At 50.9% G+C, this 26,009-nt stretch carries 22 protein-coding genes; 10 read left to right on the top strand and 12 right to left on the bottom strand.

Features of this window, described 5'->3' with window-relative positions:
* Positions 1 to 646 precede the first annotated feature (646 nt).
* Positions 647 to 1,360 carry a DUF6445 family protein gene (locus H8K47_RS16960; RefSeq protein ID WP_222612828.1) on the top strand — a complete coding sequence of 238 codons (714 nt, stop codon included), beginning with the start codon at positions 647 to 649 and terminating at the stop codon, positions 1,358 to 1,360.
* 90 nt (positions 1,361 to 1,450) lie between these two features.
* On the opposite strand, the gene H8K47_RS16965 is transcribed toward H8K47_RS16960, so the two are convergent.
* A complete protein-coding gene (locus H8K47_RS16965) occupies positions 1,451 to 4,078 on the bottom strand; it encodes a TonB-dependent receptor (RefSeq protein ID WP_186882568.1) in 2,628 nt (875 codons plus the stop codon).
* A gap of 1,208 nt (positions 4,079 to 5,286) precedes the next feature.
* Here H8K47_RS16965 and H8K47_RS16970 point away from each other — a divergent pair.
* The 4 genes from H8K47_RS16970 to H8K47_RS16985 all read left to right on the top strand — a co-directional run bounded on the left by H8K47_RS16970 (position 5,287) and on the right by H8K47_RS16985 (position 9,843).
* Positions 5,287 to 6,987: a tetratricopeptide repeat protein gene (locus H8K47_RS16970; protein WP_186882569.1), complete on the top strand. Its 1,701-nt coding sequence runs from the start codon at positions 5,287 to 5,289 to the stop codon at positions 6,985 to 6,987.
* Positions 6,988 to 7,033: 46 nt separating this feature from the next.
* Entirely contained in the window at positions 7,034 to 7,396 is a 363-nt protein-coding gene (locus H8K47_RS16975) for a hypothetical protein (protein WP_186882570.1), read from the top strand.
* 5 nt (positions 7,397 to 7,401) lie between these two features.
* Complete coding sequence (locus tag H8K47_RS16980; protein WP_186882571.1) at positions 7,402 to 8,892, top strand: M48 family metallopeptidase; 1,491 nt, start codon at positions 7,402 to 7,404, stop codon at positions 8,890 to 8,892.
* A gap of 210 nt (positions 8,893 to 9,102) precedes the next feature.
* Positions 9,103 to 9,843 carry a YoaK family protein gene (locus tag H8K47_RS16985; RefSeq protein ID WP_186882582.1) on the top strand — a complete coding sequence of 247 codons (741 nt, stop codon included), beginning with the start codon at positions 9,103 to 9,105 and terminating at the stop codon, positions 9,841 to 9,843.
* Between the two features lie 45 nt (positions 9,844 to 9,888).
* Here H8K47_RS16985 and H8K47_RS16990 read toward each other — a convergent pair whose 3' ends face one another.
* Positions 9,889 to 11,553: a peptide chain release factor 3 gene (locus tag H8K47_RS16990; RefSeq protein ID WP_222612829.1), complete on the bottom strand. Its 1,665-nt coding sequence runs from the start codon at positions 11,551 to 11,553 to the stop codon at positions 9,889 to 9,891.
* Between the two features lie 298 nt (positions 11,554 to 11,851).
* Here H8K47_RS16990 and H8K47_RS16995 point away from each other — a divergent pair, with 298 nt between their 5' ends.
* The 3 genes from H8K47_RS16995 to sppA all read left to right on the top strand — a co-directional run bounded on the left by H8K47_RS16995 (position 11,852) and on the right by sppA (position 15,586).
* Positions 11,852 to 12,565, top strand: coding sequence for a hypothetical protein (locus H8K47_RS16995; protein ID WP_186882572.1), 714 nt, complete (start codon positions 11,852 to 11,854; stop codon positions 12,563 to 12,565).
* 136 nt (positions 12,566 to 12,701) lie between these two features.
* A complete protein-coding gene (locus H8K47_RS17000) occupies positions 12,702 to 13,715 on the top strand; it encodes a S1/P1 nuclease (protein WP_186882573.1) in 1,014 nt (337 codons plus the stop codon).
* A 14-nt stretch (positions 13,716 to 13,729) separates the two neighbouring features.
* Positions 13,730 to 15,586 (top strand): signal peptide peptidase SppA, encoded by a 1,857-nt coding sequence (sppA, locus tag H8K47_RS17005; protein ID WP_186882574.1) that lies wholly within the window; start codon positions 13,730 to 13,732, stop codon positions 15,584 to 15,586.
* Between the two features lie 67 nt (positions 15,587 to 15,653).
* Here sppA and H8K47_RS17010 read toward each other — a convergent pair whose 3' ends face one another.
* The 3 genes from H8K47_RS17010 to H8K47_RS17020 form a co-directional block, all read right to left on the bottom strand.
* Positions 15,654 to 16,874, bottom strand: coding sequence for an ATP-grasp domain-containing protein (locus H8K47_RS17010; RefSeq protein ID WP_186882575.1), 1,221 nt, complete (start codon positions 16,872 to 16,874; stop codon positions 15,654 to 15,656).
* Between the two features lie 310 nt (positions 16,875 to 17,184).
* Positions 17,185 to 18,417 carry an acyl-CoA dehydrogenase gene (locus tag H8K47_RS17015; protein WP_186882576.1) on the bottom strand — a complete coding sequence of 411 codons (1,233 nt, stop codon included), beginning with the start codon at positions 18,415 to 18,417 and terminating at the stop codon, positions 17,185 to 17,187.
* 96 nt (positions 18,418 to 18,513) lie between these two features.
* The gene (locus tag H8K47_RS17020) at positions 18,514 to 19,245 is read right to left on the bottom strand and encodes a histidine phosphatase family protein (protein ID WP_186882577.1); all 732 of its coding nucleotides are present in this window, start codon (positions 19,243 to 19,245) and stop codon (positions 18,514 to 18,516) included.
* A 148-nt stretch (positions 19,246 to 19,393) separates the two neighbouring features.
* Here H8K47_RS17020 and H8K47_RS17025 point away from each other — a divergent pair, with 148 nt between their 5' ends.
* The gene (locus tag H8K47_RS17025; RefSeq protein WP_186882584.1) at positions 19,394 to 20,317 is read left to right on the top strand and encodes a LysR family transcriptional regulator; all 924 of its coding nucleotides are present in this window, start codon (positions 19,394 to 19,396) and stop codon (positions 20,315 to 20,317) included.
* Positions 20,318 to 20,407: 90 nt separating this feature from the next.
* On the opposite strand, the gene H8K47_RS17030 is transcribed toward H8K47_RS17025, so the two are convergent.
* From H8K47_RS17030 to rpsP, 7 genes are all read right to left on the bottom strand, one after another.
* Positions 20,408 to 20,746, bottom strand: a complete 339-nt coding sequence (locus H8K47_RS17030) for a DUF3579 domain-containing protein (RefSeq protein WP_162021303.1) — start codon at positions 20,744 to 20,746, stop codon at positions 20,408 to 20,410.
* Between the two features lie 383 nt (positions 20,747 to 21,129).
* Positions 21,130 to 22,080 carry a CobD/CbiB family protein gene (locus H8K47_RS17035; protein ID WP_186882578.1) on the bottom strand — a complete coding sequence of 317 codons (951 nt, stop codon included), beginning with the start codon at positions 22,078 to 22,080 and terminating at the stop codon, positions 21,130 to 21,132.
* Positions 22,081 to 22,343: 263 nt separating this feature from the next.
* Positions 22,344 to 23,009, bottom strand: a complete 666-nt coding sequence (locus H8K47_RS17040; protein WP_329604186.1) for a CoA pyrophosphatase — start codon at positions 23,007 to 23,009, stop codon at positions 22,344 to 22,346.
* 155 nt (positions 23,010 to 23,164) lie between these two features.
* Positions 23,165 to 23,548 carry a 50S ribosomal protein L19 gene (gene rplS / locus H8K47_RS17045; protein WP_162021305.1) on the bottom strand — a complete coding sequence of 128 codons (384 nt, stop codon included), beginning with the start codon at positions 23,546 to 23,548 and terminating at the stop codon, positions 23,165 to 23,167.
* Positions 23,549 to 23,680: 132 nt separating this feature from the next.
* Positions 23,681 to 24,427 (bottom strand): tRNA (guanosine(37)-N1)-methyltransferase TrmD, encoded by a 747-nt coding sequence (gene trmD / locus H8K47_RS17050; protein ID WP_186882586.1) that lies wholly within the window; start codon positions 24,425 to 24,427, stop codon positions 23,681 to 23,683.
* A 25-nt stretch (positions 24,428 to 24,452) separates the two neighbouring features.
* A complete protein-coding gene (rimM, locus tag H8K47_RS17055) occupies positions 24,453 to 24,995 on the bottom strand; it encodes a ribosome maturation factor RimM (protein WP_186882579.1) in 543 nt (180 codons plus the stop codon).
* 13 nt (positions 24,996 to 25,008) lie between these two features.
* Entirely contained in the window at positions 25,009 to 25,260 is a 252-nt protein-coding gene (gene rpsP, locus H8K47_RS17060; protein WP_162021307.1) for a 30S ribosomal protein S16, read from the bottom strand.
* A gap of 168 nt (positions 25,261 to 25,428) precedes the next feature.
* Here rpsP and H8K47_RS17065 point away from each other — a divergent pair, with 168 nt between their 5' ends.
* Positions 25,429 to 25,845 carry a TM2 domain-containing protein gene (locus H8K47_RS17065; RefSeq protein ID WP_186882580.1) on the top strand — a complete coding sequence of 139 codons (417 nt, stop codon included), beginning with the start codon at positions 25,429 to 25,431 and terminating at the stop codon, positions 25,843 to 25,845.
* Positions 25,846 to 26,009 lie beyond the last annotated feature (164 nt).

The following is a 26,009-nucleotide window of genomic DNA, read 5'->3' on the forward strand; positions in this document are numbered from 1 at the left end:
CGATTTCAACGAGTTTGGTGCCCAGGCCATTGGCCAGTGCGTACACCAATACCGCGTGAAATGCCACTACCAGCCCTATGCCCAGGAACTTCTTACCCGGCTCTTGCTGGCGATCTGAAAAATCCATACCTCTCCTCTTAGACAAAATAACTGATCGATGCCCATGCCTTTGAACTCCTGCACTTCGCCATCGAAAATTTGAGATGCTTCACATCTTTAAACCTTTAAACCTTTGCACCTTAAAACCTTTAAACCTTTAAACCTTTAAACACAGAGACACAGAGGAAAAGCAGAGAAAAGCAAAGCGAGGCGAAGTAGTCTGATTCAGTCACACTCGTCGCCTTTCTCTTAAGCCTTTCTCCGTGTCTCTGTGCCTCTGTGTTAAACGCTTTTAAGGTTTTAAGCGCTTTTCAGGTATTAAGCACAAGCAAACTAAGACCACTTTTCCTGACAATCATACCTATGCCATCAAAATCGTGAGGAAAACCAACTAAATCATTGAACTGTAGTTTTGCTAAAACTGGATGTCAAGCGGTATCTATGTGGTATTACAAATTCACAACCACATGCGACAAATCTATCCTGAAAATGCTATCCTTGAACAGCCCCAAAAAGCGCACAACAGTTACGAGTTCACATCTACATCATGCCCATAAAAACCCGCTTCACACTTCGCCAACCGGTCGATATTCAATGCGTAGACATCGCAGGTCATCAGGCTCTGATCATTGATAACTTTCTGGAGCAACCTGAAGTCCTGCTGCAAATCGCAGCACAAAGCGAATTTGAAGCTTACCCAGGTGTCACTCAACAAAAAGGCTATCCCGGCATCCGCGCCCAGGCACCGGAAGACTACTCACAAGTACTGACCGAATTTCTCGAGCCTGTGATGAGGCATTTTTTTGCGATTCCGGAAGAGCTGGGACTACGTAAAAGTATCTGCGCATTTTCACTCACCACCACACCCTCTGCGGAACTCGGACCATTACAGCGCACTCCACACTTCGATGCGAGTACCCCGCATCACATGGCGGTGTTGCTGTATCTGTGTGATGAAAAACATGGTGGTACTGGTTTTTACCGACACAATGCAACCGGATTTCAGCAAATCAATGCCAGCAATCGTGAACATTACCTGGACGTGTATTACGAAGAAATCAATGCCAACCGTCCGGCTCAACGTTACTTCGATAACTCCAGTGCGGAATTCACTTTCCTCGGCATGATCCCTGCCAAATTTAACCGTCTGGTGATCTATCACGGCAGCCTGTTACATTCGGCATGCATTAATCCCGCGATCAGCTTAAGCAGCGATCCACTGCAAGGCAGACTAACCTTAAATAGCTTTTTTGATTATTAAGCTCATACATCTGCGTTCTGTAATAAACCTTACGCAAGGATGAAAAAATGCCCGGTCTGCACCGGGCATTTTCATTCAGAGAAGCACTGATCAGAACTTAGCGCTAACGCTGACACGATATGTAGTTTCACCCATGAAGGACCAGGCTGGGTAGCCGGCTTTCAGCGGATCTTTCACAGTCGTGTTCACGCCTGCTGCGCCATACTGCACATCATCGGCTTTCAACAGGTTCGTCGCTTCAAATGCGATACGCACTTTATCGGTCACGTTCCAGCCCAGGCTCAAATCCAGCGTGCCGTAAGCATCGTGCATACGGTTGCCGTACCAGCCGGTTTCACGCACCATGTACTTGGAACGCCAGTTGTACGCCAGACGTGCTGAGTACGTTGGATTTTCCCAGTAACCAACCAGATTCACGTTGTGCTTGGAAGACAAAGTAAACACATTCAGCTGATCCTGATAGCTGGTAGCAGGTGCTGTTGCATTTGCCAGTGTGTAGTTAGCGACTGCGCCGAAGCCATTGTCAAACGAGTGATTGATCTGTGCTTCGATACCGTCGATCTTACCGCCGCCAGCATTGACGTACTGGTTCACAGTCCAGCTGTCTTTACCACTGTCAGGGCTGACCACACCGATGCTTTGGTTAATCTTAGTATTCGTCGTGATGAAGTTATTGATATCTTTGTGGAAGTACATCAAAGAGATCAGATTACCTTTACCGTAGTAATACTCAACACCCAAATCCAGCTGTGTGGATTTCATCGGCTTCAGACCAACGCTGCCGTAAGTCACTGTTTCATTACCGGCCACGGCATCCTGGAAACCAGTCTGCGTCGCGATAAACATGTTATCGAAATTAGGACGGGTAATCGCCTGGGAAGCGGTAAAGCGCAGAATCGTGTTTTTATTGAGATCGAAAGCAGCATTCAGGCTAGGCAGAATATCGTTGTAATCAGCAGACTGACTGATGATCGTTTTGCCCCAACCGGCATTCTGCGCGATATCACCGGCAGCTACTGGCGAACCATCGAGTTTATATCCCTCTGCAGTTGCCTTGGTACGTACATAACGTGCACCGAAGTTACCATGCCATTGGTCTTTTTCGAAATTGAACATACCGTAAGCTGCAGTATTGTCTTCTTTCAGTACACCATAGCCACCGCGTTCACGCACCCAGCCAGTGATGTTCTGAGTTGTGTTTGCCATCATGGCACCGATGTTAGGGCGTGGAGAAGACCAGCCATTCGTACCCATTGCGATCGTACCGTCGTACAGGCTGGCAGTTGGCGCTTCGATTGCTTTTGCAGCAAACTGGGCGCGGTCTGTGCCTTTTTCAAAGGTATGCTGGGAAGCACGGAAGCCGGTTTTGAACGAGGAAATCGCGCCCATGTCCAGATTCAGCAACAAATCTGCCTGAGCAAAGTTTTCTTTGTCAGAGTTAGGTCCGCGTGAAGTCGCCCAGGAGCCTGCAGGTCCTACGCTGGCAGGTAAATTTCCCAGACCCACGGATTGATTCGATCCTGGTGTAATGATGATTTGCTTACCAGTTGCATCAATGCCGCCTGTCCATTTCGGCAGATTGCCGGCATCGTAGGAATAGTTAGTCGTCATCGACGTACCACCATCCGCTTTCGTCGTGCCTGCTACCGCATCGATTTTAAAGCCTTCACCTTTGTAAGTACCGTTCAGCGTCAGGCTGTCAGAACTCATTTTTGCAGTACGTGCCCAAGTCTGCAGGAAGGCATTCGTCGCCTTGGCTGCAGTGGTATTACTGGTTAAGCAAACACCCTTAGGATTGAAATCTGAAGTCACTGCTGCATTGCGGCTGGTGCAGTTAGGATCGTGGAAAATGTAATGACTGGTGTTCGAGTTATCGGCATCCAGTTGCAATTTCAGATAATTCAAGCCCAGATCTAAACCTTTGACCGGACGTGCCTGCAGGCTCAGATTCAGTGCAGTACGCTTACGTTCCTGAACAAAAGTAGTCGGTGCCACGTCAGCAGACCAGCGCGAATCCGATTCGATACCACGGCGGATATAGTCGCCGTTTTCACCCGCTGCAGCAACCAGAATACCGAAAGTGTTCGCATCATTTTTCCAGCTGAACAGACCCGACAGATCTTTACTCAGACCATCGCTGACAGTACCTTTACCCAATTTAGCGCCAACAAAAGCAGAACCTGCTGCCATGTCGAGCGGCTTACGTGTTTTCACGATCACGGTACCACCAATACCGCCTTCAGTCAGATCTGCCTGGGAAGATTTGTACACATCCATGCCACCGATCAGTTCGGATGGCAACAGGGAGTAATTGAAGGAGCGGTCTATGGTCTGCTGATCATACCAACCGGTAGATGCAACTGTCTGACCGTTCAATGTGGTGTAAGTCATTTGCGGATCAGAGCCACGTACAGAAACAGAGGCGCCCTGACCAAATGCGCGACCAACTGATACGCCAGGGATACGACCCAGCGATTCGCCGACGTCTGTGTCCGGCAATTTGCCCACATCTTCTGCAGAAACGGCATCAACCACGGAATTGGCGTTGCGTTTAATATTTGTCGCACTTTGCAAAGCTGAGCGTATACCAGTCACCACAACTTCTTGTGGTTTAGACTGGTCGGCCTGTTGCGCCTGCGCCGACATGGATGCACTGAGTACCATCAGTGCAACTGCTGACGCGATTGGCGTCAAACCAGGTGTTGAATTACGTTTCATTTACTCCCCCAAGATTTTCTAAATAGATTTTCAGCTCGCAGTCTTTGTGTCCGCAAACCGTTTTTTCACCTACCATAAAACACAGCCACACAAACAAGGAAAATCCACTTCAATGCCACTCAAAGCAGAAGTGGGCTGATATTAAAACCCAGCGCCCTACAGAATTAACTGGATATCAATACAGAATTCGCCCAATCAGACTGAAAGCCGCTGCACACGTTTTCCAGACTCTGGCCTGAAGTCGCCGACACAGTAACAGTAGCGACTCCGGTCTGATATCAGCGTGAAATTCAAGGTATTAACCCTCATTTAATTTCACATCAAGCTCAAACGGGTCTCACTTTAAGTAGCACAAAAGTGGTTGTCAAGCGGTATCTACGTGGTATTACCTACCTGCGCATTGGTATTAATTATATGCGTGAAATAAATAAGCTAAGTTGATATTTTAAAAGAGTATTTTCAAATAAATTTTTTTTACAAAGCAAAAGTGGTCTGTTTATTTTTCCCAACATAATTCTCAGTCACAGATCACAATTTACGACATGTGGCCCGCTGACGGAAAATCTATTCAGTCGATGCAGGCGTCGTTTTTTTGACCTGCAATACGCGACATCAGCCCATCCGTGACAGTCAAAAATCTGCCTCAGTCACTGGCAGCCCAAAATAAAAAGCATCTCAGACCCAGAACTCAACACATCAGAAATTCATCATTAACATTGCTTATTTCGCATTAAAAATGAAACTATGCAATCCCAACAGATTTAAAGTGGTATTACAAGCATTGATGCCTGCAAATGTCTTGTTTAACCCCTGCCTGCCCATACAACAATCCGGCGAAAGACAGCTACACCCGTGTTTTAATCTGTTGCAAATTCGATCAAAAGCATCCTTTTTTACAAATAAATGACAAAAACACGAAGAGACATGATAAAAATTGGTATATCAACAATTTAGTTGATGCATGTATTAACCATCCGCACGATCAGCGCAGCGAAACTAGCCTCCGATACAGCGAATGATTGATGGACAGGGCTATTCACCGGCTTGCTCGCATACGCACCTCGCTTCAACTTCTGACTTCTCAGAGAAACCGAAGCCAGCACCTGTAGGCACCGGCGACTCACTGTCCCACAAACGTCGTTGTCGTTGTCAGCCCCACTGAGCACGCGGGCACTTCCCTCTATCTTTTTGCACTGGCAACTAGCTCTATGTCCATTTCAGATCCGGCTCAACTTCTACAACGCATTCCCGAACTCGAGGAACTCTGCACAGACACTAAAATTGTCCGGGCCATCGCTAGCGGCGACAGCTTTAAAGTTTACCGGGCATTGGTGATTGCACGCCTGCTGCACCGCTTGCCGCAACATCAGCAACTGTTGAAGCAACTGACCAGTGAACGCAGATTATTCGCTAAGCCTCTCAAAGGCACGCCTGCGCTGGGCAGCTTTTACTCGCTGGGCTTTAACTTTATCGGCCAGTCGGAAACCGACACTGACAACAGCTATATCGCCATGCATGCCCTGTCGGTATTGTTTGTCGTGCCAGTGATACCGCTGGGGGCCTACGTGGTCAAAAGTACGGGTGATCGTCAATGGCAAATCTATGCCCGCGCACCGCTGGGATTGGCGGGCTGGCTATACACAAGGGGGGTGGCAGCCAGTCTGGTCGCCATGGTGATAGCAGGAGCGATGCACAGTCAGTACGCAAGTCAGCATCAGGAAATCACCATGCTCAATGGTTTTAATCAGACATTGACGATAGAGGCAGCCGGACAAACCGTGGCGCTGGGTGCAGGCCAGCGCCAGCAACTGACCCTGCCCGCCGGCAAGCTGCAATTAATCGCCAGAACAAATGATCAGGAAGTGATTGACCGTCTCGATATTGATTTAAAGAGCAGTGATAAGCTCAGCATCTGGAATATCTCAGGTGCTGCTCCACTGGTTAAAAACACCCACACTTACTACAAGGTGAAGCCAGTTCAAACCGAAATGGCTGCGAACCAGGTCGTGTATTGCGGCAAACAGTTTATGGAGTTTGAGAATATTGAATATCCATTCACCGAACCGCCGCAATCGATACAAATGAGCAAGCACGCAGAAAGTAAAAGTGTGGAGCAACTGGACGTCATCCGTGTTCAGGAAGGTGATGGGGCACACGCCTGCATCAGATATGCATACGGAAATGGCAGTGAACAATCGATGATTTCCACATTGGAAGCAATTGCAAAGATGAGTCAATGGGCAGAGAGCGATGCGCTTTCCGCCATCTATACCGCCCGTATAAGCAGCCTCAGTGAAGCGATCCGGCTCAGCAGTCTGGCGCATCAAAAGCAGCCGGGCAACCTGCGCCTTGAACGCATACTGCAAGATCTGCGCAACGAACAGGGTGCAAACCGCGAACAGCTCAGCGAATATGGCGCGAAAGCGAAAGTCAGTCCTGACAATCCGGACGCACAGTATCTGTATGCGTCGCTACTACAGGGAAAAACGGGCCTGACCGAAATGCAGAAACTGCATGGGCTTTTTCCAGACCATACGGCAATTCTGCGTAGCCTGATATGGCGCGAATATATACATGGCGATTACCAAGAAGGTTTGCGCCACCTTGTCAGACTACACCAGCTGTCAGAAGCAGACGCTCAGCGTCTTGGCGACGAAGAGATTTTCATGCTGGTAGCCCTGCAGCGCCCCCTGGAGGCGATGAAGATTCTCGACCAATATCTGAACAGTGCCGGGTATGAAGATAAGTTCCGCGCAGCTGCGCAATTGATACGCCTATACCAGTTACTTGGCAAAGATACCGCTCTGGCTATCAGCAGACTGCCGGAACAACTACGCAAGGATCCGGAAGCGCTCGAGGTGCTATCAGCCCGTACCGGCTTGTTAACGCAGCAAAAATCCTGCAACTGAACTTCTGCTTAAATCTTATGGAGCATTACGTGAGCAGCCCGAAAAAGTGTTGGACATAGTACAGAATTTCAGCATACCGCAATTCAATCAGCATTTTGGACGCGACCAGCTTTACTTATTATTCGTCAAAGCCAGCCAGAGTAAGAAAAATCAATTGGAAGATCGCCTCGCAATTGTGCTCAACATTGCCAAGCCTGAGCGTGAAAAGATCAAAGCCTATATCCGTGGCGAGGCAATGAATCTGGATGAGTACGATATCGAACCGGATTTATGGAATGCAGCCCGGCTACTGCGCTCCTTCAATCCAAATACACCGAAAAGTGAACAGCAATCGCTGCGCCAGCAAGTCATCAAAAGTGACGTGATGCACGGGGTAATCAGCTACGCAGCTCAACACTGGCAAGGATAATCATCATGCAAACACAAGAAAAAAATCTGCGTTACCGCGCTATTCTGATCGTTGCCCTGTGGTTGGGATTCTGGCTCATCGCACTGAGCCTGATCGCCGGTTTAGTATGGATACCGTACACACAAATTCACTTTCGCTCACTCAATTTTTCCGGTGCACTTGCCGCCATCGCTGCACTCTCGCTGGCTTACGCATTACGTCCACGCTGGCAAAAAAAACAGCATGCCAACCAGGTACATCTGCTGCAACGGGATCAGGCACCTGCCTTATACGCACTGCTGGAAAACATCGCGGCATCGCTTGAGATCAAAGCCAAAGTGAATATTCAACTGATTGCTGCTGCCTCCGCTTACATCAGTCCGGAAAGAAACTGGCTGGGTCAGATCCGCTCACTCGAAGTTGGTTTGGGTCTGCCCTTATTATCAACCCTGAGCGAGCGCGAACTCAGCACCGTCATTGCGCATGAATTTGGACATTTCGTCGGAGGTGATTTATCTCTGGGCCCATGGATTTACCGGACCCGTGCCTCCATCGCCAACACTGTCTATGATCTGGATGATTCAATATTTTTTCTGGACTTGCTGTTCCTGAGTTACGGCAAATGGTTCCTGCGCATTTCTGCCAGTATCTCCCGATCACAGGAATTCGCAGCAGATGCGCTTGCGGCACAAAAGTTTGGCTCCGCTGCCAGCCGTGCCGCACTGGAAAAAGTGCATCTGATTGATCCTATGTGGTCAGCCTATCTTGATCATGAATTAGGCGCCGCCTTGCAACGTGGCGCGAAGGTTCCCATTTTCGATGGCTTTCGTCGCTTTTGCAAACCCGGTATACGGCGTGCGGAAGTGATCAAATCGATACAACGCAGCGAAAACACCACTAAGACAGAGTTCGATACCCATCCCACCTTAGCCGAACGGATACAGGCAATTTGCCCAGGTTCAGAACCCGGCATGCCACCGCTTGCAGAGTGTCTGCATCTGACCGGTGGCGAGGCAGCCACAGAACAAGCCTGGTATCAGTCCTGGTCGCAGCAGGAAATCAAAGAAGTCAGCTGGGAGAGATATGGCGTAGATGTCGTACAAAACCAAAACAGCGTACGCTTTTCGGGCAGTTGGATGGACCCGCTGAAACTGAGTCTGAGCAACCTGCCAGACCTGGCAGGCAGAATTGACTCTTTGTGGGAACAATTACGTCCTGAAGGCGTCAGCTTCCTGTCCCCCATGGGAAAGCGTCACTATATTTCATCTATTTTAGTGGACTGGATCTGTGCCTGTCTGACGCACTATGGATTTCAGCTTGATTATGTACCTGGAAAGGATTTAATACTGCGCCGCGATGAAACCACAATCTCACCTAGGGAATTGTTAGAACAGGCGATAGAAAGCAAACTCAGCGCAGAATATCTGCAGCAGTTTGAGCTGACGCAGGATGCGCCTGCGCAGGAGCCTGCATCCCCCCCCATTTCCAGCACAATGAATAAGGAAATGTTCGCCTAAATACCAGCGTCCAAACAACAGACCAGGAGAGTGCCGCGACTTCACTCTCCTTTGCCCCTCCCCTTTATTTCTCTCCCTTTATTTCTCTCCATTTGTTACTCTGCATTTGATACACTTGCTTTGCTACTGGCATCACTGCACACAATGTACAATGCGTGGCCAGATCCTGTTGCCCGCGTCATGCAGCCTTTACTTCTCCACCCTATCAATATGCCGCTCCACTATCTGTCCACACTCACCTCGCCAAAACGCACCGCAAAAACGAATCTGCATCTGGGTATCGCCCTGGCAGCTATAGCAGGTGCGATCAATGCCGGTGGTTTTCTGGCGGTGGGTAAATACACCTCACACATGACTGGCATGTTGTCAGAAGCGGCAGACGATTTTGTACTGGGTCGCTGGATGTCAGCGCTGGCCGCGCTATTCATGTTGCTCAGTTTTGCGGCTGGTGCTGCCAGTACCGCGCTCATGGTGCACTTTGCGCGCGATCGCCAGCTGCGCTACATCTACACCCCGGTACTTCTGCTGGAAGCCGCGCTGTTATTAGTGTTCGGACTGACCGGCACAGAGTTACAGACTCACGCACTGGTCACCGTATCGCTGACTACCGTATTGCTATGCTATCTGATGGGGTTGCAAAATGCGCTGATCACAAAAATTTCGAATGCTGAGATACGCACCACCCATGTAACCGGACTGGTCACGGATCTGGGCATAGAACTGGGTAAACTGCTTTACTGGCGCCGTGCCAGGAAGCAGTTGCCAGATCAGGAGCTGGCTGGCGTGAATATAGAAAAACTACGCCTGTGCAGTATGCTGGTGGCCGCATTTTTTGGTGGTGCGCTACTGGGAGCTGCGGGTTTCAAACACCTGGGTTTTGTCGCAACAGTACCGATTGCATTGGGACTGATTACACTGGCACCCAATCTGAAACCACGCAGCCAAAAATAAAACCGGCCTTGCGCCGGTTTTATTTTTTATTCTGCACGGTACCAATCAGCTCAGTTTCGCTGCATGTTCACGTGTGGCGTGGAAGGTAACGCCAGGCCAGCGTTCCTGCGTCAGCTTCAGATTGACACCGGACGTCGCCAGATAGGCCATATTGCCGGCAGCATCATATGCGATATTCGCACCCGCCGATGAACGTTCAAAATCCGCGAGCATTTTCTTATCTTCACAGGTAATCCAGCGTGCACTGCTGATGCTGGTGCCTTCAAAAACTGCATCCACGCCATACTCATTTTTGAGACGGCTGGCTACCACTTCAAACTGCAATACACCGACCGCGCCCAACACCAGATCACTGCTAACCACAGGCTTAAACACCTGTACCGCGCCCTCTTCACCCAATTGCTGCAAACCTTTTTGCAATTGCTTGATCTTGAGCGGATTCAGGATGCGTGCGGTACGGAAGAAGTCAGGTGCGAAGTAAGGAATGCCGGTAAATTGCAGCATTTCGCCTTCAGAAAAACTGTCACCAATCTGCATATTGCCGTGATTCGGCAAACCGATGATATCGCCTGCATATGCCTCTTCCACCTGTTCGCGCGAGGACGCCATGAAGGTCACGACGGAGGACACTTTGATGTCACGGTTCAGGCGCAGGTGCTTGAGTTTCATGCCGCGCTCAAAACGACCGGAACACACGCGCAAAAACGCGATACGGTCGCGGTGTGCCGGGTCCATATTGGCCTGGATCTTGAACACAAAACCGGAGAAAGGCTGTTCATTTGGCTCAACTGAACGTACGGTAGCATCACGCTCGCGTGGTGGCGGTGCCCAGTCCAGCAAGGCATTCAGAATTTCACGTACGCCGAAGTTATTAATCGCAGAACCAAAGAATACCGGGGTTTGTACACCGGCCAGAAAGTCTTCCAGGCTGAAAGGATGAGAAGCGCCATGCACTAATTCCACTTCCATTTTCAACTGATCCATCTCGAGCGGGAACATTTCCTGCAAACGTGGATTGTCTATACCTTTGATGACTTCGAATTCCTGGTCTGCACGCTCACTACCCGGCGTAAACAACAGAATTTCATCCTTCAGAATGTGATAAACACCGCGGAAGTTCTTACCCATACCAATCGGCCAGGTCACGGGAGCACATTGAATTTTCAGCACTGATTCCAGCTCGTCCAACAATTCCAACGGATCGCGCGTTTCACGATCCATTTTGTTGACGAAAGTAATAATAGGTGTATTGCGCATGCGGCAGACATTGAGCAGCTTGATGGTTTGCTCTTCCACACCCTTAGCCGCATCAATCACCATCAGCGCCGAATCCACCGCCGTCAGCACACGATAGGTATCTTCAGAAAAGTCCTGGTGACCAGGCGTGTCAAGCAGATTCACGACGTGATCGCGGTATTCAAACTGCATGACCGAGGAAGCGACAGAAATACCACGCTGCTTTTCAATTTCCATCCAGTCCGAGGTCGCATGACGGCCACTTTTACGTGCCTTCACAGTACCGGCCAGCTGAATCGCGCCGGAAAACATCAGCAGCTTTTCTGTGAGTGTTGTTTTACCCGCATCCGGGTGAGAAATAATGCCGAAAGTACGGCGCCGGGCCACTTCACGGTTGATCAGATTTTTTGACGGCGCACTGCTAGTGACCGCGCTCTGGATCGCGTCGTCGGGGGATTCGTTGATGGTAGTCATGACAGGTGCCGCAAATTGGAAGGAAAACCCGTCATTTTAGCGGGTATCGCCCCTCAAGTCGACTCATGATGCAATGATAAGCAAGCACAACAGATTGAACAGATGCCAACATCCAGCTCTGGTAATATTCCCTGTGCGATATGTAGATACCAAAGCTAAGCATCATCAGTATTGGGCATATTGGATGAAAACAGGATGAACGTAAAACTGCTAAGGCCGGGGATGCTGACCATGATCTCCCTTATTGCCTGGTCTGTATTGCATGCGTCCTCAAAAATAAAATCAAAAGAGGTAGCAAATGAAAAGAATAACTTTGCTCTGCGCGCTGACACTGGCTGGTGTCAGCTCCGGCACACTTGCCTTGACGACAGAGCCTGCCAACGCCGAACCGCTGTGGCAAAACACCTTGCAATATGTACGTGCCAGTTCCGGTTGGGTGGCTGGCAGCATCACTTCAGCGTATCTGGCCAAAGGAAATAACTGGAAAGAACAGGCTGATCTGGTACCGACGGCCAGGCTGCAAAGCTGGGAGAATGGCGAGCCGGTACGCAAGACCGAAGATCGCTCTGACAAAAAAAATTCACGTACCGTGCACATCAGCAGCGCGATTGCCAATCATCCGGAGCTGATTCTGGCTGACTGCCCGCTTCCTAAACGTGTCGCGGCACCTGCAAATGCCGCTGGCACCGTCGTATTTCAATGCAAAATTGAGACTAAGGCCGTCAACTACACGCTGACGACCCGTGTTGATCAGACCTCGGGGCGCCCGCTACGTGTCACGGTAACTGAAAATGAAACAACGGCCCAAATTGATTTTTCGCAAAATACTGAAGGTATCTCTCTGCCAACGCAATTACAGCTGGCGTACCGCCCGGCCAATGAGGCAGATCGCTGGACCATCACTATGCATAACGAAGACTGGCAGCGCAAACCCGAGCAGCAAATCAATACAGCGATACAGCCCGCGTTTCTAAGGCTGACGGAAATTAAAATGCAGATCATGGAACGATAGATAAGGACCAACGGTCAAAATTCGCGATGCTAAACCCTGCGCTGTTCAGGCAAGGCTAATTACCTGATGTGTCATACATCACTCACCCTTTACGCTGCCCCAAGGGCAGGAATTTTAAGAATTTTTCTGATTGCAAATGAAAAAACTATTCATCACTACGGTACTGATGGCAGCTACTGCCTTTCCACAACTGAGTTTTGCCTGGGGTGCCGATGGTCACCAAAGTATAGGTGCGGTGGCAGATACCCTGCTGGCTGGCACTAAGGCAGGCAGCCAGGTGAAAGCCATTTTGGGTCAAAACACACTGGAAAAAGTCGCGGTCTGGGGCGATTGTGTGAAAGGCATCGCACCGGAAAAAGATTTTGCTTACACCTCGACCGGCCGCTATCCGGAATGCGCACCTTTCGAAACTGCAGCCGGTATTGCAGCGATGGCAGATTATGTCAAACGGAATAACACCGCCTGCAATCCCGCGTTTGATGAAGAAACCTGCCATAAACAATACCACTACGCCGACGTCGCAATTCAACACGATCAGTATAAGACTGGTTACGTCGGCACCAGCGATCACGACGTGGTACAAGCAATCCGCGCAGCCGTCCTGGTATTGCAAGGTAAAGAAGCCCCAAAACCATTTTCATTCAAAGACAAAGAAGAGGCCTTGGCGCTGTTAGTTCACTATGTCGGTGATATCCACCAGCCTTTGCATGTAGGTTCAGTTTTTCTGAATGCAGAGGGTAAAGTCATCGATCCGGATAGCGGCGAGTACGACCGTGGCTCAAATACCGTGGGTGGTAATGCCTTGCAATGCCCTTGCGGTAATCTGCATTCGCTGTGGGATGATGTGCCATTCAATTACAGACGCGGCAAAATGAATGAAGCCTTGAGCAAAAAAGCCAAGACCTATGCGGTGGTGAAAGCGCCGATTGAGCAGTTGCCGGTGCTGTGGGCCAATGACGCGATACGCGATGCCAGAAAGCTGTTTGACGGCACCCAGTTCAGTAAGAGTACACCTAACCAACGCGGCAATAGCTGGTCTATCGCACTGCCGCTGGAATATGAAAAAACCATGTCCAACCTGAAGGATGACGCACTGGTCCGTGCGGGCGCGCATCTGACTCAGATACTGCAAGCAATCTGGCCTGAATAACACAAGGAGCTACTATGCGTATTACCCCATTTCGCTGGATCGCAACCGGTTTCCGTTATCTTTGGAATGCCCTCGATACCGGTCGCCGTATTATTTTGAATTTACTGTTATTGCTGATATTGATCAGTATCGTGATCGGTATGTTTTCCGGTGGTCCCAGAAAGCTGGAAGACAACACTGCGCTGATACTGGACTTTAAAGGTGCGCTGGTAGAACAGCATACCGGCAATGCACGTGATGCCCTGTTGGCGGAAGCGCAGGGTGGCGGCGCAAAAAAATCGACCCAGCTGCGTGACATACTGAGCGTACTCGACAATGCGGCGAAAGATCCTAAGATCAGCAGCGCCGTGCTGCTGCTGGATGATATGGGTGGCTCTGGTCTGGCCATGCTGCGCGAAGTCGGCGCTGCACTGGACCGCTTTAAAGCCAGCGGGAAACCCGTGATCGCCTGGGGCTCGCATTTCGATCAGCGCCAGTATTTCCTGGCCTCGCATGCCAATGAAATCTACCTGCATCCTATGGGAAATGTGATGATTACCGGCTTCGGTGGCTATCGCAATTACTACCGTGATGCACTCGATAAGGTCGGCGTGACGGTGAATCTGCTCAAAGTTGGCACCTACAAGAGCTTTGCTGAACCGTATATCGCGAATGGCCCGTCGCCAGCAGCCAGCGAAGCAGAGGCTTTCCTGTATAACGCCATGTGGAAAACCTATACCGACAACGTGGAGCAATCCCGCAAATTAGCGGCAGGCAGTATCAATGCCGGTATTAATCAGTTGCCGGAACTAATGAAAGCTGCGGGCGACGATGCGGCCAAGATGGCAATCAACATGAAGCTGGTGGATGGTCTGAAAACCCGCGACGAACTGCGTGAGCGCATGTACAAGTTCGCACCACGTGACCCGCACAACAAGAGCTTCCGTCAAATTAGCTTTGATGACTACCTGGCACAGCAAAAGCCTAAGCTGTTTGGCAATGCAGTTGGTGTGGTTGTGGCTGAAGGTGAAATCAGTGAAGGCAAAGCACCCGCTGGTTCTATCGGTGGCTTGTCCACCTCCTCACTGATCCGTAAAGCACGTGAAGATGACTCTGTCAGAGCGGTGGTACTGCGTGTGAACTCACCGGGTGGCAGCGCGTTTGGCTCCGAACTCATCCGTCGTGAACTGGAACTGACCCGTAAAGCGGGCAAACCTGTCGTGATTTCTATGGGTAATGTGGCAGCATCAGGTGGCTACTGGATATCGATGTCTTCTGACGAAGTCATCGCAGATGAAGCGACGATTACCGGTTCTATCGGCGTGTTCGCGATCTTGCCGACCGCAGAAAAAGCGATCGACAAATTAGGCGTACATACTGCGGGCACCACCACCACCTGGCTGGCTGAGCCTTACAATCCGCTGCGCCCGCTCAATCCTAAATTTGCCGAACTGGTACAAAGCAGTATCAATCATATCTACAGCGACTTTACCAGCAAGGCTGCTGCTGCACGCTCAACCACGCCTGAGAAAATTGATGAAGTGGCGCAAGGCCGGGTCTGGACCGGCGCCCAGGCCAAAGAGCGTGGCCTGATTGACCGTACCGGCAGCTATAACGATGCGATACTGACCGCGGCCAAACGTGCCAAGCTGAGCGACTATCGCATCAGTTATGTGGAACCTGAAATGTCACGCGTCGATAAGCTGTTTGAACTGCTGGGAGCACAAACTGCGAAAATCCTGCACGATCAGTTCAAAGTCGCGCTGGTACCAACAGGCATCACACCGGCGGCTGCACAGCAAATCGCGAATGATTTCAGCTGGCTCAATGAAGTCAACAAGGGTAGCAATGGGTACACTGCACTGACGCATTGTCTGTGTACAGCACCCTGACAGTACAGTCCTGAGCTGGGGCGAATTCAGTCAACAGGCTGGCTTCTGCAAAGAAGCCAGCCTTTTTTCATGAAGTACTGAAACGCAGAAGTCGGCTGATGTTCTGCCGCAGTTTTGCCATCACATGGCGCCAGTTGCGCAAGGCAATACGCGGTTCATGCCAGCGCAGATACGACCAGTAACGTGGGTCCCAGACCCAGCGTAATAAACCTGACAGATCGCCTGCATCCAGCGCGCGGAATACATCTTGCGGAAACAAGGGAATCACCGCCAGCTGTTTTTCATTCTGCGCGGACTGTCGCCACTCGTCAGGAACCGGCTCCCCGGCCAGCATACGCTTAATCGCCCCGACCACATCAACACCAGCCAGCCTGCCCAAATCCAGCGTCAGCGTGGGACGGAAATTTTGTTCTAACAAATACAAATCACCGCTGCCCTCTTGCTGTATCAGGTCAAAACCACACAACCCGTGAAAACCCGACAATTTGCCACTACTCTGCACGATATGATCCAACCCTGGAAAGGATTGAAACTGTATCGCGGCCGAAGGTCCCAGCTCGCCCCAGGTGCGGCTGCGGTAATACGAGAACAGACTCAGTAACTGCCCGTGACGAAACACGGCTGATGCACTCAGCAAACGGCCAGTGATGAATTCCTGCGCAATCCAGGCATGGCTAAGATCGATCTGAGCACACTCCTCCATACGATGAAGAATGCGTACCGCCAGTCCCGCGTAACCTTGCGCCTCTTTCAGTACCAGCGGAAAACCAAAGCGCTGTGCGGCTTGCTGCAGATCTTGTCTGGTATGGCAAATCTGAAAAGCGGGAACCAGGATGCCGGCGCTCTGACAGGCTTGCAGAAACTGTATCTTTGAAGTCGCGAATCCCAGCTTATCCGGTGCGATACAATGGCGCAGCACATGCTGCACCCAGCTTTGCTGCTGACGTTTTTCCAGTGCATACAACAAAGGATCATCGCCAATCACGATCCAATCTGCCTGATGCTGAGGCTGCGCCAGATACTGCTGCAAGTAATCGAGCAACTGCTCCATATCTCCGGCTACCGAAGTACGATGTGTCACGTAGCGTGACAAGGCGGGATAATTTGCCGGCGGACCAAATACGCTGACTTCGCAACCCGCCTGATGCAGTACGGCTGGCAAGCGCGACAATCCTTCCCAATACGCAAAAGTCAGGATCAGCACGCGGCAAACCGGCGCTGTTGCTGCCACACTGACAACAGCTGGCGGCGGTGTCTGTATCTGTGTCTGAAGCGGAGTTTGGTACACGGGCAAACCCTATTAGCGGAAATAATTTGCTTGCATACTAGAACATTCTACAACATTTCTCCAGAAAAAAAGAACTGGTATGCATGCTCACCCTGAGCACATGCCTGTAGCGGAACTGCGTGCGCCGTAAGCTCCAATTGACATCTGCGAAGGGAAAAAGACTGAATACTGCTACCTGTGAGAGGAGCTGATAGGTGACGTGAATATTGCTGGTATTAGCGAGAAAGCGGCAATCCTAGCTGAACACTGGCAGCAGTGAAACAATCGCGACAACGGCAAAGCAAACGTCATCGCGATTCTTACAAGAGTATCAATGCGGACGGGCAGGCAAATACTTTTTCAATTCCATTTTCCCGATCTGATTTCGGTGCACTTCGTCCGGGCCGTCGGCCAGGCGTAAGGTTCTGGCCTGGGCATAGGCGTAGGCCAGACCAAAGTCATCGGATACACCGCCACCACCATGCACCTGGATTGCCCAGTCAATGACTTGGCAAGCCATATTGGGTGCGGCTACTTTGATCATAGCGATTTCTTTTGCTGCCGCTTTATTGCCCACGGTATCCATCATCTGCGCCGCATTCAGCACCAAAAAACGCGCCTGATCAATCAGGATACGCGATTCCGCGATACGCTCCAGCGTCACAGTCTGCTCAGCTACCCGTTTGCCAAACGCGACCCGCTTGACTGCGCGCTGACACATTTTTTCCAATGCGCGTTCCGCCAGCCCGATCAGACGCATGCAGTGATGGATACGCCCAGGCCCCAGACGCCCCTGTGCAATCTCAAAACCACGCCCCTCTCCCAGCAGCATATTGGCAGCCGGCACACGCACGTTCTCAAACAGCACTTCGCCATGACCATGCGGCGCATCGTCATAACCAAACACCGGCAAGGCGCGCAGTATCGTCACGCCCGGGGTATCACGCGGCACGATGATCATGGATTGCTGCTTGTGACGATCCGCATTGTCCGGATCGCTTTTGCCCATGAAAATAAAGACTTTGCAACGTGGGTCATTCGCACCCGACGACCACCATTTGCGACCATTAATGACATAGCTGTCACCGTCTGGACGGATGGAAGACTCGATATTGGTCGCATCCGAAGAGGCAACGGCAGGCTCGGTCATGGCAAAGCAAGAGCGTATCTCGCCACGCAATAAAGGCTGCAGCCATTGCGTCTGCTGCTCCGGTGTGCCATAGCGCGCCAGCACTTCCATATTGCCGGTATCCGGTGCCGAGCAATTAAATACTTCCGGTGCCCAGACTACCCGCCCCATGATTTCGCACAGTGGCGCATATTCCAGATTCGTCAATCCTGCGCCATGACCTGACTCCGGCAGGAACAAATTCCACAAACCCGCTTCGCGCGCTTTTTCCTTGAGCGACTCCACCACGCGGGTCGGTATCCAGGCATTTCCCGCAGCCCGGTTAGCTGCAATCTCATCAAAGAAAACCTGCTCATTCGGATAAATATGCGCTTCCATGAACGCGTTCAGACGCTGTTGCAGATCCTGTACTTTCTGGCTGTATTGAAAATCCATGCGAGCTCCGTGGCTGGTGTTATTAAGGCTGCTTAGTGGCGATCTTCCCAAAGTAGAAAAGAATGCCCATGTGCTTGTTCACAAAAAAAATCAGCATCAGACAAAGGTAATCAGCTTAGGCTGATTCAATACTTCTAAGTGGGCATACTGGTTGAGTCCGGTCAGGAAAGCGGAACCGGCGCCGAGGCCAGCTTCCGGCGCCAACAGACGGGTCACACCGGTATTCACCAGTGACCAGTTAAAGCCGGCGAAACGCGCGTCATCAAAGCCGAGCAGATGCTGACACATCGCAGAAATCGTACCGCCTGAAGTGAAGATCACAATGTGCTTCGCTCCATCCTGCAGCGCCAGTTGCGCTTGCAAGGCTTGCGCACAACGCAGCTGGAATGCGCGCCAGGTTTCTGTATATTCGCTGTCATATTCACCCGATATCCAACGCGTGATGGCGGCTGCAAATATCTGTTGAAAAGCATGTTTGCCATCCGGGGTATCCATCAAAAAGCGTTTCACTGCGCGCGGGTCATCAAATGCCGGCGTGTGGCGTGCTAACACTTCGTGATGGTTATACTCGTTCAGACGTGCGTCTTGCTGCCAGTTACTGGCATCCAGTGCAGATTCCGGCAAATCCAGCCAGCTGGCCAGGCAAGCTGCTGCCGTCTGATGATGGCGTTGCATCGCTCCGGTAACGACCCGCGCCACCGGCATATCGCGCTCTGCCCACCAGCGTCCCAGATGACGTGCCTGCTCCGCGCCTAATGGTGACAGCTGATCATAATTTTCACTGCCGAATGAAGCTTGTCCGTGTCGCACTAAAAAAATCTGTGCCATATCTGCCTTTAAATGCCTGTCACTGCTGATTGTAGAAATGCTGTCTGACGTTTCTGGCTCGCTACAAACGCCGAAAAGTATGTCCGCAGTGTAAGTCCAGCTCTATAATTAATCAAATGAATACTAGTAATCCTTATTTATTAATATGATGCATTTATCCCGTGTAGATCTGAATTTGTTCGTCGTGTTTGTTGCTGTGTATACCGAAGGCAGCGTAACGCGCGCCGCGCAGCAACTGAACCTGACGCAACCCGCCATCAGTCATGCACTCAAACGTTTACGCGACTTATTTCAGGACCCTTTGTTCATACGCCAGGGACAAAGCATGGTGTCTACGCCGCTGGCGCGAAATCTGATCGAGCCAGTCAGGCAAGCCCTGCGCGGGCTGGAGCTCAGCATGCAGGAACATGCGCGCTTTGATCCGGCTACGGCCAACAAGCAATGTCATCTGGCTTTGCGCGATGTGCTGGAATCCACTATCTTGCCGCCGCTGCTGCATCAACTGACGCAACAGGCACCACACATACAGCTACAGGCAATCCAGGTCGAGCGGCGCGAACTGGTGGCCGAACTGGCTGCCGGTACACTGGATCTGGCGATCGATATGTTGCTGCCACTGTCAGGTGAAATCCGGCGTCAGCGTATTTTGCAGGATAAAACGGTGATACTGCTCAGGCAGGGACATCCTGCAATCCAAGGGCAGATCTCGCTGGAGCAATATTTGCAGGCGGAGCACATACTGGCGAGCTCGAGAAGGCATGGACCGGGGCTGGAAGATCTAGAGCTGAGTCGCTTGGGATTGCAGCGTAAGATAAGGCTGCGTTGTCAACATTACTACGCCGCTTGCCGGGTCGTCAGCCAGACCGACTTGTTACTGACCATGCCGGAAGCCTATGCGCGTATTGCGAACGAACAGTTTGGCCATCAGATGCTGCATCTGCCGCTGGCCATGCCCACCTGGGACGTGTATCTGTACTGGCACCAGAATGTGGATCAGGACCCGGCCAATCTGTGGTTACGTGAGCTGGTGATAAATGCGGTGATACCGGTGACACAGCCGGAGGCTGACTGACAGTCCCTCAACAGGCTGTAAGCTATTGCGAACAGCGCGTGATGGGCAATAGGAAAATAGGGAAACAGAGCAGCCATTCAGGCTGCGTCTTTACTTTTTGGTCTCGGCCTCATCCGGCAGCAGGCAGGCGTCAATAATCTGCAAATCATTGTCCTTAGCAAAACTCAGGACAAAGTGATAAGCCAGTGGTTCGATATCGCGAATCGCTTCATTCACCACCACAGAGCGCACACCATTGAGCAAAATCGGACGCACGTAAGGCGAATACTGCAAATGGGCATGCCTGCCCCCGTCGGGACTGAAACACGACATGGCACCGCATAAGCGCTCTGCCCAATCACTGGGACGGAACTGTTTTCCACTGCTGGTCAGACCCAGGATGAAAAACTCGCGGACTGGCTGAGAAGGTGTTTTATTGGATTCGGCCATGTGCTCGGCTCGCTGTGAAGCAAAATTGAAAAAAGCAAAACATCATTATGTGACACTAAGCTTTCAAGATACTTCCATATTATATCTTATAGAAGACTTGGTTCGAAACCTGTGCATCAGATAAATCTGTGGAGGCTGGACTCGAACCCTGATTTCTGACATCTCCCTTCCAAAAACACTTACAAAATCAACAGGATAGCAGAACAAATTCACTCTTTTGGTGCATATTGCAGCTACAGCTGCTTTGTGCTTACCGTTACACTATAGGCGATTTCCTGCATGATAAAAACCCGGCACCCAGTGTTTTCTACATGACGTTGAGCACAAAACTTATTGCAACTGTGCATAAAAAAACGCGATGCAAGCATCGCGTTTTTTGTCGATCAGATCCAGACGGCAAATGATAATAAGGCCAGCAGCAGCATCCACAACAGTAAGGCGCGCCAGACCAGCCCCACTGCACTTTGCAGCGCACGTGGTGTCGCTTCCGTACCTGGCTGACTTTCCAGATCCAGGCTATCGATATCGACTGCACTGGCATCGGCCTGCAAGATCATGGCTTTTTCTTCCGGCTCACCAAGTCGCACACCAAGTGCACCACCACCTGCGGACAGGATAATTCCGACCACTTCATCCTTCCAGCGGTCGGCATAATTACGCCAGGAATAGACCGCGTCTTCAAAATTCCCAACCACCGCAAACGCAACTGCCGTCAAGCGTGCCGGCACCCAGTCTATCCAGTAAAACACTTTAGTGGCGTATTGACCGAAGGCCTCATCCTGCATATGTTCAGGCTCGGTCCAGGCCCGCGCCAGATACTCCGCAACCCGGTACATTACCGCACAGGCAGGCCCAACCGGCATCAGGAACCAGAAAAACACGCCAAATACATTTCTATGCGTCGCCATCAGCGCACGCTCTACCGTCAAGCGCGAAATTTCCGACACGTCCATGTCGCTGGTATCAAGATGCGTCCATTCAGCCAGAAAGCGTCGTGCAGCCTCCTCATCACCGGAACTGAGTGCCAGCTGAATCGACGTAAAGTAATGACTATAGCGTCTGAAGCCCAGCGTCAGATAGACGATCAGTACATTCCAGGCCAGTGCAGCAAATGGACTCAAACGCAGACAAAGCCAGTAAATCAAGGCGGTAGGAATGGTCAGCAAACCCACCACCAGCCACCATCCAAGGCGACCATGCTTGACGGTACCCGCATTAAAGGAAGCCTCGATTTTATCCGCCAGATGCTGGATCTGGGTATAAATGGGATTATCAGCCCGCAAAGGCTTCAACTGCTCAATGAGTAAAGCTAACAATATCGAGATAAATGTCATAGTGGGCTGATCCGTACTGGCTGCACCAGATGCCTGCGCATAGTTTGCAAATGCGGCAAGTGTAAACCGATTTGATGGGATTATGAAGCTTTGCGTTCATTAGTTTTGATAATCATGAGCAAGACTAAATCGGGTCTGCTGCGCGCAGACCACAGCCCGCTCTATTTACCTGCGCGGATCACTTCATTTCATTGCATTAAGCTGACTGCCAGGCGCTGCTTGCCGGGCACTAAGCATAGCTTAGTAGTTCTACAGTAGAAAAATCAGGCGCGCAAAAAGTGATACAGATTGCGCAGCATGCCAGCGGTGGCACCCCAGATGAAGTGCTGCTCATAGGGCATGGCATAAAAATGTCTTTCCCTGCCGTCTGGCATAGCCACTAAGCGCCGCTCATGGTGCTTGCCATCCATCAAAAAAGCCAGTGGCACTTCAAACACAGCAGCGACCTCGCCTTCGTCATAACGTATCTCAAACGGCGGTTCAATGATGGCCACCACCGGCGTGACCAGATAACCCGTTCCGGTCTTATAATCGGGCAGGATGCCCAGCACTTCAATTTGCTCGCGCAATAACCCCACCTCCTCCTCAGTTTCTCTTAAGGCAGTGTCAATCAGTGAGGCGTCACTCTCTTCAAAACGGCCACCAGGAAAACTGATTTGTCCGGCGTGATGCTGCAAATTGGCCGCACGCTGCGTGAGCAACAAAGTTGGCTGAGCACGGTTCACGACCGGAATCAGCACCGAGGCCGGACGAAAAGCGGCACCATTGTGCATAGACTGCTCGTCCACGTTGATTTCAGGCTGCCATTCCAGCGACTGACGGAAACGCTGGCGCAAACCAGCAACTGTCATGCGTTCAACTGGCGGCTTGCCTTGATCAGCAATCGCGGTGACGGGGAATAATTGCGGGTTATTCAATGTTCGGCTCACTACAAGCTTTCCGGAAAAAAATTCAGAAATATTGAGGTCTGGCTACCCTCACCCGCTCACCGTTGACCATGCGCATACTGGGCAGGCTTGCAAAAAACTCAGGGATAAAAAAAGGGACGCCTGAGGCATCCCTTTTTTTCACGCAGAAACAGATATTACTCTGCTTTTGCTGCAACAACTTTACGTGCTGGCAATTTCTCTTTAATACGAGCAGATTTACCAGAGCGTTCACGCAGGTAGTACAGCTTAGCGCGACGTACGTCACCACGACGTTTCACTTCGATAGAAGCGATCAGTGGAGAGTACAACTGGAATGTACGCTCAACGCCTTCACCGGAAGAGATTTTACGAACGATGAAGTTGGAATTCAAACCACGGTTACGACGGGAGATAACAACACCTTCGTAAGCCTGTGTACGTTTGCGGTTACCTTCAACAACGTTGACGCTAACAACAACTGTGTCACCAGGTGCAAATTCAGGAATGTTTTTGCCGAGGCGAGCAATTTCTTCTTGCTCTAATTTTTGGATCAGATCCATTTTTATACTCCGATAACCATCTTGCCGACGCTGCAGAAATTCTGACTGATGCCCGGTAGAGGATGGGGGTTAACATGTATGCCAACTGGCATACGCCTTACTTCCTGCAAACAAAAAACTGAAGCAGGAAACTTACAAACTACTTAAAAACTTTTCGTCAGCGCGGCTCAGTAAGCCGGCTTCACGTGCGCTCTGAATCAGGTCTGGTCGTTTTAGTGCGCTCGCTTCCAGAGCACGCTGACGACGCCATTTTTCGATCTCGGCATGATTCCCACCCAACAACACGGCAGGTACCGCTTCACCCTCAAACACTTCAGGGCGCGTGTAATGTGGACAATCCAGCAAACCGTTGACAAAACTATCCTCGACTGCAGATGCATCATCATGCAGCACACCGGGAATCTGACGGATGACTGCATCCATCAAGGCCATTGCCGGAATTTCTCCGCCAGACAGCACAAAATCACCCAGACTGATTTCTTCATCAACACAGTTATCCAGTAAACGCTGGTCAACTGCCTCGTAGCGACCACACAGCAGCACAACACCACTCAAATCAGCCAGTTGCATCACTTTCTGATGCGACAAACGCTGTCCCTGGGGCGACAGATAAATCACTTTTGGTGCTTGTGCGCCAGCCGCGATTTGCCTGTCCTTGGCTGCCTGTATGGCATCCTGCAAGGGTTTGGCCATCATCACCATGCCTGGCCCGCCGCCATACGGCCGGTCATCTACAGTGCGATGACGATCGGTCGTGAAATCACGCGGATGCCACAACTTCAGGCCACATTTATTTTGTTCAAATGCTCTGCGCGTGACCCCAGACTGCGTCAGCGCTGCAAACATTTCCGGAAACAGCGTGATGACATCAAACTGCAGACTTGTGCGTTCTGATTCCATCCGCTTAATAATCCGTACCCCAGTCGACCTGTATGCTGCGTGCAGTCTGATCTACTTGCTTAACAAAATGCTCGACAAATGGGATCAGCTTTTCGTGCTTGTGCAACTCAGCTTCCGGAACTTCCGGCGCGGCCACCCGTAAAATCGGATGCGCTCCGTTATCCATCAGATCACGTACCACGCCCAGACTTTCGCCGTCCAGGTTACGTACTTCCAGTCCGACCAGATCTATCCAGTAGAACTCCCCTTCAGCCAGGGGCGGGAAATGCTTGCGTGAAATTTTAACTGTTGCACCCTTCAGTGCCTCAGCTGCATTCCGGTCTGCGACGCCCTTCAGTCTTGCAACGACATCCTCGCCATGGATTTTTGCTTCCAGGCGTGAGATTTCCTGCAATTCCGGCCGGTCTATCCACCAGTCTTTAGCGGATAACATCGCATCTGCGTCGGCAGAATAAGGACGTATCCTTACCCAACCCTGAATGCCAAATGCTCCCGAGACATAGCCCACCAGGACCAGATCTTCAGGAACATGAACTCCTGCGGACATAGAAAGCAAACTATTAAGCTGCTTTTTTGCCAACTTGAGCAACCAGACGTGCAACTGATGGAGACAGTTGTGCGCCTACGCCTTGCCAGTAAGCCAGACGGTCTGCAGCAACGCGAACTTCTTCAGCATTGCCAGTTGCTACTGGATTGTAAAAACCGATGCGTTCGATAAAACGACCGTCGCGACGATTGCGAGAGTCAGCAGCAACGATATTGTAGAAAGGGCGCTTTTTTGCACCACCACGAGCTAAACGAATAACGACCATAATATTTCCAAAAAAAAATGTACTAAACGCGGAAAAAGCTGTAGATTATAGCCCGCTTAAATCAAAAGAAGCAAGGATTATCCAAGATATCCTGTCACCCCGTATGCTTTTCGACACCAGCAGAGTGTTAGTCTACAATCAATCCCTCTGAGACTACCTGCGAAAGCCATGACCACATCCCCGAAAAACAAGACACTGGCAAGCTTACTGGCGATTACCCTGGGCAGCCTGGGTGTGCATCGCTTCTATTTACACGGCTGGCGCGATAAGCTGGGCTGGTTGCATTTTAGCAGCTTACCGGTCTCTGCTCTGGTCGCCACCATTTACTTTGGCTGGCCTGGGCTACTCAGTTACGGCCTTCTTATCCTGTCGTTTTTGATTGCATTGCTGTGCGGACTAGTGTTTGGGCTGACTGCCGATGAAAAATGGGACTTGCAATATAACCAGGACACCCCCGGCTACAGTGATTCTGGCTGGCCACTGGCCCTGCTGCTGGTATTGGCTACCGGTGTTGGTGCGATAGCACTGATAGGCGTGTTAGCCCGCAGTTTCGACCTGCTCTACACGGGCGGCGCCTACGGCTGAAACGCCAGCTCTGGGATGCGCATAAAAAAGCCCGGTGCTGAACTGAACTGCACCCCAAAAGTTGGACACCCGTCCATACTTTTGGGGTGTTTTCATGAGTAAATATACAAAGCAATTCAAAGTACAGGTTGTTGAGTACTATCTGCAGGAGAACGCTGGCTGCG

It is taken from the genome of Cognatundibacterium rugosum, from assembly GCF_014284365.1.
Lineage (GTDB): Bacteria > Pseudomonadota > Gammaproteobacteria > Burkholderiales > Burkholderiaceae_D > Undibacterium > Undibacterium rugosum.